Genomic DNA, 12,840 nt, shown 5'->3' on the forward strand with positions numbered 1-12,840 from the left:
GTGCGATTATAACGGAAGTTTGGCCCCGTGGATCGGGGCCTGAGCAACAGAATTTACTCGTTATGGTGGGAGTCGTGCTGACGAGCGAAAGTGACCTGCATACGTGCGCCGCCCAACGGGCTGTCACTGATGGTAATGGAGCCGTCGTACTGCTCAATAATCTCCGCCGCTACCGATAATCCCAAGCCCTGACCGGGGCGCAAAGTGTCTACCCGCTGGCCGCGCTGGAAAATCAACTCGCGTTTGCTTTCCGGAATACCCGGCCCGTCGTCATCGATGACGATGGTGAGGTATTTATCGGAGTGGAGGGAGGTGATTTCAACGAATTCCAGGCAGTACTTACAGGCATTTTCAAGTACGTTGCCCATCACTTCCATAAAGTCGTTTTTTTCACCCATAAAGGTCACTTCCGGCGAGATATCCAGCGTGATCACCACGCCTTTGCGCTGATATACCTTGTTCAGCGCCACCGTCAGGCTGTCCAGCAGGGCCGGTACCGAATGGATCTCGCGTGTCAGCACCGTTTGCCCGGAGTTGATGCTGGCGCGGTGCAGGTAGTAGCCAATTTGCTGAGAGATACGTCCGATCTGATCCAGCATGATCGGCTCGACTTCCTCAATGGTGGTTTGCTTGCCGGTGCGCAGTGAGCGCAATGTGGTTTGCAGTACCGCCAGCGGGGTTTTCAGACTGTGGGTCAGATCGGAAAGCGTGGTGCGATATTTGGTATAGCGCTGGCGTTCATTGCGAACCAGAATATTCAGATTGCGTACCAGCCCGCGCAGTTCGCTGGGGGGGTTCTCATCGAGCTGTTCTCGCTCACCGTTTTCCAGTTCGCCGACCTGATTCACCAACGCCTGGATCGGTCGCAGGCTCCAATAGGCCGCCAGCCACAGCAGGGGCACCACCAACAGCAGGTTAGCCAGCAACACATAGCTGAACCATTCCCAGACGACGTCTGAACGCTGAAGCTCTTGCGGGATAGTGTCGACCACCACGATGCTTAGCGCCGGTAATCTTGCGGTCGCCGCGTAGGTGTTGACCGCCACGGAGTGGGTCAGCGCATTCTGGTCGTTGTCGTCATAGTCTTTGAGTTGATCCTGCGCCTTGGGGTTGTTACCCAAGACTTCGCTACTGATGCGGGTATCGGTGTCAATTTCGTAGAAACCGGACTCTTCCAGCCACTCTTTGTTGATCCGTTTTTCCAGTTCCGGTACCTGGCGCTGGCTCCACAGCAGCTTGCCCTTATCGTCGTAAATAAACACCAGGGTAGGGAAGTTGAGATCGATATCGGGCGGAATGGCGATGGTGAGTTTGTTGTCTTTCCACTGGGCCAGGCTGAAGAACAGGTTGCTTTCGCCACGCAGCAGGCGGAAGGCGGTTTTGTCGAAGCTGACGATATAACCCACGACCGCGACCAGACCATAGGACAGCGACAACGCCAGGATCACCCCGGCGGTAGCCATCAAAAAGCGGGCTCGTAGGGAAAAAGGCTTTTTATTTTTGTTGAACATCATGTTCACTTCGCATCAAAACGATAGCCCTGGCCACGAACCGTGGTGATCACTTCCTGTGGGTATTCGGCCTGCACCTTTTTACGCAAACGACCCATCAGTACGTCTATGGTGTGGCTTTCACGTAGCTCGGCATCCGGATACAGCTGCAACATCAGCGAGTCTTTACTGACCACTTTACCGGCGTTGCGGATTAAGGTTTCGATAATGGTGTATTCAAACGCGGTCAGTTTGATTTGCTGTTCGTTGACGCTCAGCTCACGGCGCGAAAGGTCGATCTGGAACGGCGGCAAGACGATCACCTGGGAAGCCAGGCCGCTGTTACGGCGCATCAACGCCTGCATGCGGGCAATCACTTCTTCCAAATGAAACGGCTTGGTGACGTAGTCATCGGCACCGGCTTCCAGCACCGCCACCTTGTCTTGCCAGCTTTCACGGGCGGTCAGCACCAGGATCGGTAATTTCATTTGGTGGGCGCGCCAGCGGCGGATCAGGCTCAGGCCGTCTTCACCCGGCAGGCCGAGATCGACAATCGCGATGTCCGGCGCATGCTCCTGCAGGAAATAATCGGCTTCCTTGGCATCTTCTGCTGCATCAACCTGATGACCCATTTCACGCATCTGTACGGAGAGGTGGTGGCGCAGTAAACCATTATCTTCAACAACCAGTACTCGCATGGCGGACTCCTGTAAATCTGCGGGTGAACATCCTGTCACCCACGCTGTAAAGGTAACACGCTCGGCAGCGTGTGAGGGATAGCGTGCAACAACCTTGGCCATCTGATCGTGATATTGACGTTATGGTAGGTATAACCGGCATTTACCGCAAGGGACGCAGAGCCTTGGCAGGAAATAAGCGCTATCGATTTTTGGTGAGTGGTCATTATCGGCAACGTCCAATAAACGTTGGATAAACAATGCCCATGAGAAGTTAAACCAAACTTAAACGAGAAGGGCTGTGAGAAAAAGACAGGAGCCCAATCGGCTGGGCCCCTGGCAGATTTTAAGGATGCTCTGGTTTGGTGACGCTGTTTTTGCGGATCTCCTGCACCTGAGCGGCAGTGACCGCCGGTGCGTCATTGCCCCAACTGTGGCGAATAAAGGTCGCGAGCTGAGCAATTTGCTCATCGTCCAGGCGCCAGCCAAAGTCCGGCATGGTCAGCCCGGTTGGCGCGCCGACGGTCACCGGCGTGCGGGAACCCTTGAGGATAATGCTGATCAGCGAGGACGGATCGTCGCTTAACAGCGCCGGGTTGAGCACCAATTGCGGGAAGGTATCGCGATATCTATGACCGTCGCTGCGGTGGCAGGCGGCGCAGTTATCCAGATAGGTCTGGGCACCCGGCTGACTGACGTTACCGTTTAGCAGCATTTTTCCCGTGCCTCCATCCAGCTCCAGCGGCTTTTCCTTGTTGACGGCCGGCAATGATTGCAGATAACCGGCGATGGCGCGTAAATCGGCATCGCTCAGGTGCTGAGTGCTATCTTGCACCACGTCAATCATTGAGCCGAAAGCGGCAAATCGCCGATTATGGCCGGTCTTCAGGAAACGGGTAATATCTTCCGCGCTCCAGCGGCCGAGGCCGCTCACGGCGTCCGCCCGCAGGTTGGCAGCATGCCAGCCTTCCAGCGTGCCACCACTCAGATAGGCGTCGTCGCTCTGGCTGAGCGCTTTTTCCTGAAAGCCGATACCGCGCGGCGTGTGGCAGGAGCCGCAGTGGCCCAGCCCCTGAACCAGATAGGCGCCGCGATTCCAGTCGAGGCTTTTTGTCACGTCCGGCCGATAGGCACCGTCCTCCCGAAACGCCAGATTCCACAGGGCCAGCGGCCAGCGGATACTCAGCGGCCAGGGGATATCGCTGTCCTTATTTTGCTGAACCACGGGTTTAACCTGTCGGGTGAAATACAGGTAGAGGTCGCGTATGTCTCCATCACTGATTTTGGCGAACGAAGGATAGGGCATCGCGGGGTAGAGCCGGGTGCCGTCGCGAGCAACGCCTTTGCGTAACGCGTCACTGAATTCCTGCAGGCTGTATTCACCAATGCCGGTTTGTTTGTCCGGCGTGATGTTGGTGGAATAGATAGCGCCGACCGGGGTGGTCATTTTCAGACCGCCGGCAAAGGGCTGGCCGCCGGGGCCGGTATGGCAGGCGGCGCAGTCACCGGCGCGCGCCAGGTATTCCCCGTGTTGCAGCCGGGCCGCCAGTTGCGGATCGTCGTTCGCCTGCACCGTGGTGGCACCCAGCATCAACAGCGCCAGCAGCGAGGGGGTAAGTCCTTTCATGTGAAGCTCCTTATGCTATCAGGCCTGAACCAGGGGACCGGGATTTTTCAAATACTGAGTGCGGATCGCCTCTGCCGAGTAGTAGGCCAATGCGCCAACGATGCCGGTGGGGTTATAGGCCAGATTCTGTGGGAAGGCACAGGCACCGGTGACAAACACGTTTGGCACGTCCCAGCATTGCAGGTATTTATTCACCACGCTGGTGGCCGGATTATCGCCGGTAATGGCCCCGCCAGTGGTATGGGTCGACTGGTAAGGCCGCACGTCGTAATGATCGCCGGCTTTCATCACTGAGACCGACATCTGCTTGGGTTTCATGACGTTGGCAATATCCACCATTTTGCCGGTGATGTGCTGGGTCATTTTGATTTCATTGTCTTTCCAGTCAAAAGTCATGCGCAACAGCGGCAGGCCGTAACCGTCCTTGTAAGTAGGATCCAAATCCAGATAGCAATCGCGGTACGGCATCACCGAGCCTTCGGAGTTGATGCTCATGCTGTGCAGATAGTTATCTTTGATGCCCTGTTTCCAGCCGCTGCCCCAGGTTGGGGTGCCCGCCGGCAGCATCATCTGCTGCAGCGGTCGGCCGCCGGTGCGGGTGGCGGAGATATAGGCGCCGCCGATAAAGCCCAAATCGGCATGATCGAAATTCTCACCGTTCAGATCGTCGATCACCGTACCGGCGGCCCCGGCACCGATAAAGGGATTGAAGTGGGTATCCTTGTCGTAGAACAGCGAAATATTGCTATTCATCTGATAGGCGTAATTCTTGCCGACCACGCCTTCTCCCGTCACCGGGTTATAAGGTTTGCCAATGCCGGACAGCAGCAGCAGGCGGACGTTATGCAACTGGAAGGCGCTGAGGATCACCAGATCGGCCGGTTGCTCCACCTCTTGCCCCTGAGCGTTGATGTAGGTGACGCCGGTGGCTTTCTTGCCCGTGCTGTCCAGATTCACTTTGATCACCTGCGATCGGGTACGTAGCTCAAAGTTTTTACGTTGGGTCAGCACCGGCAGGATGGTGCTCTGCGGCGAGGCCTTGGAATACATAAAGCAGCCAAAACGTTCGCAGTAACCGCAGTAGTTGCAGGGGCCGAGCTGTACGCCATAGGGATTGGTGTAAGGCTCGGAGCAGTTGGCGGCCGGCACGCTGAAGGGGTGATAACCCAGTGATTCCGCCGCGGGGGCAAACAGCGAACCGGAATAGAGCCGTTTCAGCGCCGGAGTGGGGTATTCGCTGTTGCGTGGCCCTTCGAACGGGTTGCCGCCCTTGATGATTTGCCCGCGAAGATTGCCGGCTTTACCCGCGGTGCCGCAGACCTTTTCGAACTTGTCGAAGTAAGGTTCCAGCTCCTGGTAACTCAACGGATAGTCCTGCAGCGTCATGCCTTCCGGGATCCATTTGGCACCGTATTTTTCGTTGAGGGTGGTGTGCAACTTTAAGTCGGAGGGCAAAGCGCGCCAATGCATGCCGTTCCAGTGGACGCCGGCACCGCCAACGCCGTTACCCGGCAAAAATGAGCCCAGTTGACGGTAGGGCACGGCGAAATCTGCCGGAGTGTGGCGCACGGTGACCGTTTCGTTGGCCATTGCCTGCATCAGTTTCATGCGAATGCCGTAGGTCAGTTCGTCGGCAATGCGCGGATAGGCAAAGTCCGGGTAGGTATCGCGTTGCTCGCCACGCTCCAGCGCCAGCACGCTCAAACCGCTTTCGGTTAATTCCATTCCCATGATGGCGCCGGTCCAGCCAAATCCGACGATGACCACGTCTACCGGTGGCTTTTTAATTGCGCTCATTTATGCATTCCTTTTGCTTGAGATACTGACCGGGCCGAGGGGATAAGGCTGATTGGGACGATTGACCCAGTCGGTGTAATCCGCACGCGCGCCGGGGAAACCGATCATTTTCCATGACGCCAGCGTCTGGTTGCCGCCATGCAGCGGATCGGCCAGATAGCCCTCTGTGGTGTTGGTGAGTAACTGGTCAAAAAATGCCTTGCCGGGCAAGTCTTCAGAATCCAACTGGCCGTGCTCCAGCGCCGCCAGCAGTTGTTCCTGCTCAGCGTGTTCGAGATCGGCAAACGCCTTTTGGAACTGTTGCTGACAGTGCGCATTGATTTCTTGAATGCCGATTCGGTAGGTTTCGCGCGGCGTCAGCTTGGACTGATAACCCAGTTGCGGCGGGGAGGGAACGAACGGCGGATGCATATACCACAAGCCGCCGTGGCCGTAAGGGGTTTCCATTTGACGATCGATAAATACCGGTACGCCCTGATCGACCGCGCCGGGGCCGTTATCGTCAGTAGGGATCAACCGATCGCAGGCCGCCAGCAGAAAACGCCATTCGTCGGCGTTGAAATAGACCGGAACATAGTGATCCGCTACGCCGGCAGCGGGGGCCGCCTTGGCATCCAGTGCCAGAATGCTGCTACCGGCGGCAGCCAACGGGATTAACGCCAGGGTCTTTTTGAGAAAGTTACGCCGGGGCGGCGTAGGGTTGTGCTGTTGTGACATAATTCCACCTTGAACATGCTTCACAATAAATGCCCGCGCAGGCAATACAGACCTACACCGCTGCTATCCAGCAGCGGCAAACAGGCGGGGATGGGTAATTAAAAATAGACAACCATATTAGTAGCAAGCTACTGGTATGGTTGTATTAGTTTAGAGCTGGCGCTCTGAATGAAACAATGGATGATCTGTTTCAAAACATTTTGTTCACAACTAGATTGATTTAGATCAATTATTCAACATCTCCAGCGCTGGTTTATCCTCCAGCGGTACGGAAGATCTCTGAGCAGGAATAGCATGAAACACAGCGGTGACAGCCAGCAGGACGTTTCTCCAGATGCGATACAGGCAAGCTTTATTCAGCATTTACGACAAGGAATGACGCGTAAGGCTGCGCTGCATCTGACAATCAAACAGCAGGTGACGGCGGGCGAACTGAGCTACCTGGCAAAGCTGCCGCCCAGCCGGGTTCTGGCGGCTCGATTGGCGGTTTCACGCGATACCGTCGAACAGACCTATGCCCAACTGGAAGCGGAGGGCTATATTGCCCGTGCCGTTGGGCGCGGTAGCTTTGTCAGCTACCAGCAAGACACCCTGATCGGTCGTGAACTGCTGGCCACTGACAGCACCGACCAGGCCTTGCTGGTGGAGCGGGAGTTGAGTGCGCATGGCCGTTCCTTGCTGATTGCCGCCCATGCTCCACATACCCGCCGCAGCGGCTCATTGACCCCCTCATTGCCCGATTTGCGCTTGTTCCCCATCGACAGCTGGCTGCAACTGGAAAGGCAGGCGGTGCGACAGGGGGCGGAATACCTGCTGGGTTATGCCGATCCACAGGGTCTGGTGGAGTTGAGAGAGGAAATCATCGAGTATCTGCGGCGCGAAAGAGGGGTTAAAGCCGGTACGGAACAGGTGATTGTGGTGACCAGCTCCCAGCAGGCGCTCTCGCTGTGTACTCAGGTGCTGTTTAATCCCGGCGACCGGGTTTTTGTGGAAGAACCCGGCTATCAGGGCGCGAAAAAGTTGGTTCAGTCGGCGGGATTAATCGCCCAGCCGATAGGGGTGGATCCCTGTGGTATGGATATTGATGCGTTAATAAACACCGAAGAGGGCGGACGGGGAGTTTATATTACGCCGTCCCACCATTATCCGCTGGGGCATTCACTCAGTATTGAACGAAGATTAAAACTGTTGGCATGGGCGCAGCGTGAAAAGGCCTGGATCCTCGAAGATGATTACGATTCCGAATTCAATTATAACGGCCTGACTACCGCAGCGTTGCAGGGGCTGGATCAATATCAGCGAACTTTATATATCGGTACTTTCAGCAAAAGCCTTTTCCCTGGGTTGCGCATTGGTTTTCTTATTGTTCCGCCACAGCTAATTAAACCCATGGTGGCCGCCAAACAATTCCAGGATGGATATACTTCGGCCCTGCCGCAAATGACGTTATTTAAATTTATCAATGAAGATTTCTATGCCGAACATTTAAGGAATATGCGCAAGATATATCAGGCCCGACTGGAGATTTTGCATGCGGCGGTGCATCAGTATCTTGCCGCCTGGACTCAACCACGGTTACCGCAGGGCGGGCTGCAATTGGTTTGCCCATTGAAGGACGCGGCTACCGAGCGGCGGTTGATTCAGGCTGCCGCAGCGCAGGACATGAGGGTCTACGGGCTGATTGATTTTTATACCCATTCGCCAAGTGAAGGGGCGTTGGTATTTGGCTTTGCTGCCTATACACCCGACGAGATTGTAAAATTTATCAAAAAGTTATCCTGCATTTTTGATTCGTTACCGGTGCCAGGCTAAAGGCAGTCAGGTCGCTAAAATTGGTCTGCTCGTTGTTATTAATTGGTCTGTGTTCAGGCTGCGTTGACCGGTGTATCCTGTTGGTATTACGTTACTTTTTCTTAGAAAAACCGGTGAGGCAACATGCATCCAGTAAACAGTGAAGTAGTAGTACGCAGAATACAAACCGATGATAAGTCACAATGGTTGGAGCTTTGGCAGGGATATCTTCATTTTTATCGGGCGGATATTTCGGCGCAGGTTACCGACCATACCTTCGAACGTTTATGTGAAGAATCGCAGGTTTATGGCCTGGTGGCGGAAGATAAAGACGGCAAGCTGTTGGGATTGATGAATCTTATATTTCACCCTTCAACCTGGAGTTCTGTCGGCTATTGTTATATTGAAGATCTCTATGTTTCACCCGCGGCACGCGGCAAGAAAGTGTCTGAAAAATTATTTAATCAGGCTTATCGGTTGGCGGATGAAAGGGGCTGCGATCGGGTTTATTGGGCGACGCAGGAATATAATTCTCCGGCCCGTTCACTGTACGATAAAATTGGTAAAAGAACTTCGTTTATTATTTACGAACGTTAACTGCAGGTTGCGGAGGCTTTATGGTGATCAATCAATTCGGCCAACCGGTGGGTGAGCCATTAGCCGATTGGCAGGCGGCGAAACGGCCCGGCGGTGAGACGCTTGACGGGCGCTTTTGTCGCCTGGAACGGCTTGAGCCACAGCGCGACCATGCCGCGTTGTTCAGTGCTTTCCAGCAGGCACCCGATGGCCGCGACTGGACCTATTTATCGATAGAACGGCCGGAAAGCCTTGCTGCCATGTTGCAGCATCTGACCACCCTGCAGGCGAACCCCACGTTGGTGAATCTGACGGTATTTGACCGCGCAAGCCAGAGTCCGGTCGGGACGGTTGCCTATATGCGCATCGATGAAGCTAACGGCGTGGCGGAGATTGGCCATGTCAGTTGGTCACCGGCGATGAAGCAGCACTCGAGCGCCACCGAAGCGATTTATCTGATGTTGCGACACCTGTTTGAGGACTTGGGTTATCGCCGCTGTGAATGGAAGTGCGACAGCCATAACGCCCCCTCCAGAAGGGCAGCGGCGAGATTTGGCTTCAATTATGAGGGCACTTTCAGGCATGCGCTGGTCACCAAGGGCCGCAGTCGCGATACCGACTGGTTTGCCATTACCGCCGACCGCTGGCCGACCATCAAGGCGGGGTTTGAGCAGTGGCTGAACCCTGACAATTTCAATGCGCAAGGGCTGCAGAAACAACGGCTACAGGATTTAATGCAGTAAAAATAAAAGAGGCGGCCCAAGGGCCGCCTCACTGTTTTCGTCGCCTCGCCGTTACTTCAGCTCATCGACCATGGTCGCCGCGCGGCCAATGTAATTAGCCGGGGTCATGGCTTTCAGACGAGTTTTCTCTTCTTCCGGCAACGCCAGGCTATCGATAAACGTCTGCATGCCGGCAGCATCCACACGCTTGCCGCGAGTCAGCTCTTTCAGTTTTTCGTACGGCTTTTCGATGCCGTAACGGCGCATTACGGTTTGGATCGGCTCGGCCAACACTTCCCAGTTGTGATCCAGTTCGTCCAGCAGGTGTGCCTGGTTCACTTCCAGCTTGCTGATGCCTTTCATGGTCGCCTGGTAGGCGATCAACGCATAACCCAGGCCAACGCCCAGGTTGCGCAGCACGGTGGAGTCCGTCAGGTCGCGCTGCCAGCGGGAAACCGGCAGTTTGCTGGCCAGGTGGCCCAGTACCGCGTTTGACAGGCCCAGGTTGCCTTCGGAGTTTTCGAAGTCGATTGGGTTAACCTTGTGCGGCATGGTAGAAGAACCGATTTCACCGGCGATGGTCTTCTGCTTGAAGTGATTCAGAGCGATGTAGCCCCAGATATCACGGTCGAAGTCGATCAGGATGGTGTTGAAACGCGCAACGCAGTCAAACAGCTCGGCGATATAGTCGTGCGGCTCGATCTGAGTGGTGTACGGGTTCCAGATAATGCCCAGCGAGGTAACAAACTCTTCGCTGAACACATGCCAGTCCACTTCCGGGTAAGCGACGATGTGGGCGTTATAGTTGCCGACTGCGCCGTTGATCTTGCCCATGATTTCCACGCGCTCAAGCTGACGGAACTGACGCTCCATGCGGTAGGCGACGTTGGCGAATTCTTTACCGACGGTGGACGGGGTGGCCGGTTGGCCATGGGTACGAGACAGCAGCGGAATATCGCGGTATTCCAGCGCCAGGCCCTTGATCGAATCAATGATTTTACGCCAGTACGGCAGCACCACGTCCTGACGTGCCGTTTGCAGCATCAGCGCGTGCGACAGGTTGTTGATGTCTTCGGAGGTACAGGCAAAGTGGATAAACTCGGACACCGCCTGCAGGGCAGGGATCGCTTCCACTTTTTCCTTCAGGAAATACTCAACCGCTTTCACGTCGTGGTTGGTGGTGCGTTCGATAGTCTTGATACGCTGCGCGTCTTCTTCGCTGAACTCTGCGACGATCTTGTCGAGGAAAGCGTTTGCGTCGGCGTCAAAAGCCGGAACTTCCCTGATTTCTGCGCAGGCGGCCAGTTTTTGCAGCCAACGTACTTCAACCTGCACACGGAATTTCAGCAGACCGTACTCGCTGAAAATGGTGCGCAGTGCGCTGACTTTATCACCGTAGCGTCCATCAACGGGGGAAACGGCGGTCAGTGAGGATAATTCCATCGGTAGCAACTCCTGGGATCTATTAACAATGAGCAACGATATTTTGCGCCTGTTTGAACAGACGATTACGGGAAAACATTAACTGCAGGCGGCTACCGCCAACCTGTTGCCACAGCACGGCGGCACGGATGCCCGCCAGCAGTGCGGCGCGAACCTTGGCCTGCACCTGCGGGTTCTGCAGGATAGCCGGTGAACCTGTCACCTGAATGCGCGGCCCGAGCGGGCTGACGACGTCGACATAGATGCCGGCCAGCGCGCTGATGATAGTGTCTGATTCCAGATCAAAATGCGCCAGTTGGCGTTCAAGCTGGCCGAGACGTTCGCCAAGCTGGTTCATCGCCTGTTTGTTGGCGTTGAGTTTGCGCTCCAGCACCATCAGGCTGATGGTGTAGCGGGTCAGCTCGGCGGCCAGGCCTTTATTGTTGGCATTGAGCACGCCCATCAGCGTCTCAAGACCCATTTTCAAATTGCGTTCTTCACCGCCGAACACCGCCAGCGTGGAAGGGGGATCCATCTGCAGCAGGCTGCTTAGCGAGATATGAAAGGCTTCGCGATCGCATTGGCCTTCGTGCGCCAACTGCTGGACCAGACGTGCGGTCTGACTGATCCCGGCCATCGCCAGCGTAATGTCATAATAGTTCTTCGCCACGATTACTCCTGTAAACGCTGTTCGATAATGCCGCCGCCGAGGCAGATTTCATCCTGATAGAACACGGCTGACTGACCTGGGGTGACGGCGGCGACCGGCTCGTCGAAACGCACTTCAATGCGTTGTTCGTCAAGCGGGGTGACGGTGCAAGGAATATCCTGCTGGCGATAACGGGTTTTCACCGTACAGCGGAATGGCCCGCTCAGCGGCAGGCGATCGACCCAATGCAGTTGCTGGGCAATCAGCCCGACGGACATCAGGCGCGGATGCTCATGCCCCTGTGCGACCACCAGCACGTTGTTGGCGACGTCTTTGTCCACCACGTACCATGGATCTTCGCTGCTGTCTTTCATGCCGCCGATGCCCAGCCCTTTGCGCTGGCCCAGGGTGTGGTACATCAGGCCCTGGTGTTCACCGACGGTCTGGCCGTCGACGCTGACAATCGGCCCTGGTTGAGCTGGCAGATAACGGCCGAGGAAGTCGCGGAATTTGCGTTCGCCGATAAAGCAGATACCGGTGGAATCTTTTTTCTTGGCGGTAACCAGTTCCAGTTGTTCAGCGATGCGGCGCACCTCTGGTTTTTCCAGCTCACCGACCGGGAACAGGCTTTGTGCGACCTGCTCGTGGCTCAGGGTGTAGAGGAAATAGCTCTGGTCTTTGTTGCCGTCGACACCGCGCAGCAGACGGCTTTTGCCGTCCACGTCCTGGCGACGCACGTAGTGGCCGGTGGCGATAAAATCCGCCCCCAGATCTTCTGCGGCGAATTCCAGGAAGGCTTTGAATTTGATTTCTTTATTGCACAGGATGTCCGGGTTCGGCGTGCGGCCGGCCTTGTACTCTTCCAGGAACAGCTCAAACACGTTGTCCCAGTACTCTGCCGCGAAATTCACCGTGTGCAGTTCGATGCCGAGTTTGTCGCATACCGCTTGTGCATCGGCCAGATCGGTCGCTGCGGAGCAGTACTCTTCATCGTCGTCTTCTTCCCAGTTCTTCATAAACAGCCCAGCGACCTGATAGCCCTGTTGCTGTAACAGATAGGCAGTAACGGAAGAGTCGACGCCGCCGGACATACCGACGATTACTTTTTTCTGGCTGTTGTCTGACATGGAGATCTCGAAATTCGGTAACAAAAATTCTGGCGTAGCAATATAACACAAAGCCAGAGCAGGCACACCCTGAGATCTGCGGGGGCTATCAGGTGTGGCGCTGTTAGTGAAGGAATGCTATTGCCTTAGTTATATTTATTATCGCAGCGATATTTACTTCATTTACATTAATACCTTCTATTTATTAACTGATTCCGTGATTGTTTTTTGTGTTTATTAAAAATAAATGTTTATAAAAATAAGCT

The 12,840-nt window shown here is 55.3% G+C and carries 11 protein-coding genes; 3 read left to right on the forward strand and 8 right to left on the reverse strand.

Annotation, left to right across the window (positions count from 1 at the left end; genetic code table 11):
* Positions 1-53 precede the first annotated feature (53 nt).
* From phoQ to ACSOSI_RS10830, 5 genes are all read right to left on the reverse strand, one after another.
* Positions 54-1,511, reverse strand: a complete 1,458-nt coding sequence (gene phoQ / locus ACSOSI_RS10810; protein ID WP_112362598.1) for a two-component system sensor histidine kinase PhoQ — start codon at positions 1,509-1,511, stop codon at positions 54-56.
* A 5-nt stretch (positions 1,512-1,516) separates the two neighbouring features.
* Complete coding sequence (phoP, locus tag ACSOSI_RS10815; protein WP_012006437.1) at positions 1,517-2,188, reverse strand: two-component system response regulator PhoP; 672 nt, start codon at positions 2,186-2,188, stop codon at positions 1,517-1,519.
* A gap of 325 nt (positions 2,189-2,513) precedes the next feature.
* Positions 2,514-3,794: a c-type cytochrome gene (locus tag ACSOSI_RS10820; protein ID WP_476707040.1), complete on the reverse strand. Its 1,281-nt coding sequence runs from the start codon at positions 3,792-3,794 to the stop codon at positions 2,514-2,516.
* An 18-nt stretch (positions 3,795-3,812) separates the two neighbouring features.
* Complete coding sequence (locus tag ACSOSI_RS10825; protein WP_476707041.1) at positions 3,813-5,591, reverse strand: GMC family oxidoreductase; 1,779 nt, start codon at positions 5,589-5,591, stop codon at positions 3,813-3,815.
* Entirely contained in the window at positions 5,592-6,308 is a 717-nt protein-coding gene (locus ACSOSI_RS10830; protein ID WP_476707042.1) for a gluconate 2-dehydrogenase subunit 3 family protein, read from the reverse strand.
* Positions 6,309-6,602: 294 nt separating this feature from the next.
* Between ACSOSI_RS10830 and pdxR the strand changes: the two genes are divergently transcribed.
* The 3 genes from pdxR (at position 6,603) to ACSOSI_RS10845 (ending at position 9,418) form a co-directional block, all read left to right on the forward strand.
* Positions 6,603-8,120, forward strand: a complete 1,518-nt coding sequence (pdxR, locus tag ACSOSI_RS10835) for a MocR-like pyridoxine biosynthesis transcription factor PdxR (protein WP_012006441.1) — start codon at positions 6,603-6,605, stop codon at positions 8,118-8,120.
* Between the two features lie 123 nt (positions 8,121-8,243).
* Positions 8,244-8,696 (forward strand): GNAT family N-acetyltransferase, encoded by a 453-nt coding sequence (locus ACSOSI_RS10840; RefSeq protein WP_476707043.1) that lies wholly within the window; start codon positions 8,244-8,246, stop codon positions 8,694-8,696.
* Between the two features lie 20 nt (positions 8,697-8,716).
* Positions 8,717-9,418 carry a GNAT family N-acetyltransferase gene (locus tag ACSOSI_RS10845; RefSeq protein WP_476707044.1) on the forward strand — a complete coding sequence of 234 codons (702 nt, stop codon included), beginning with the start codon at positions 8,717-8,719 and terminating at the stop codon, positions 9,416-9,418.
* A 51-nt stretch (positions 9,419-9,469) separates the two neighbouring features.
* Here the strand turns inward: ACSOSI_RS10845 and purB are convergent, their stop codons facing one another.
* Genes purB through mnmA form a run of 3 tightly spaced genes read right to left on the reverse strand, consistent with a single transcriptional unit; the run spans position 9,470 to position 12,595 of the window.
* Positions 9,470-10,840 (reverse strand): adenylosuccinate lyase, encoded by a 1,371-nt coding sequence (gene purB, locus ACSOSI_RS10850; protein ID WP_476707045.1) that lies wholly within the window; start codon positions 10,838-10,840, stop codon positions 9,470-9,472.
* Positions 10,841-10,862: 22 nt separating this feature from the next.
* Positions 10,863-11,489: a high frequency lysogenization protein HflD gene (gene hflD, locus ACSOSI_RS10855; RefSeq protein ID WP_368453319.1), complete on the reverse strand. Its 627-nt coding sequence runs from the start codon at positions 11,487-11,489 to the stop codon at positions 10,863-10,865.
* A 2-nt stretch (positions 11,490-11,491) separates the two neighbouring features.
* A complete protein-coding gene (gene mnmA, locus ACSOSI_RS10860; RefSeq protein ID WP_017892507.1) occupies positions 11,492-12,595 on the reverse strand; it encodes a tRNA 2-thiouridine(34) synthase MnmA in 1,104 nt (367 codons plus the stop codon).
* Between the last annotated feature and the right edge of the window lie 245 nt (positions 12,596-12,840).

The sequence above is a fragment of the Serratia sp. AR11 genome, assembly GCF_056376275.1.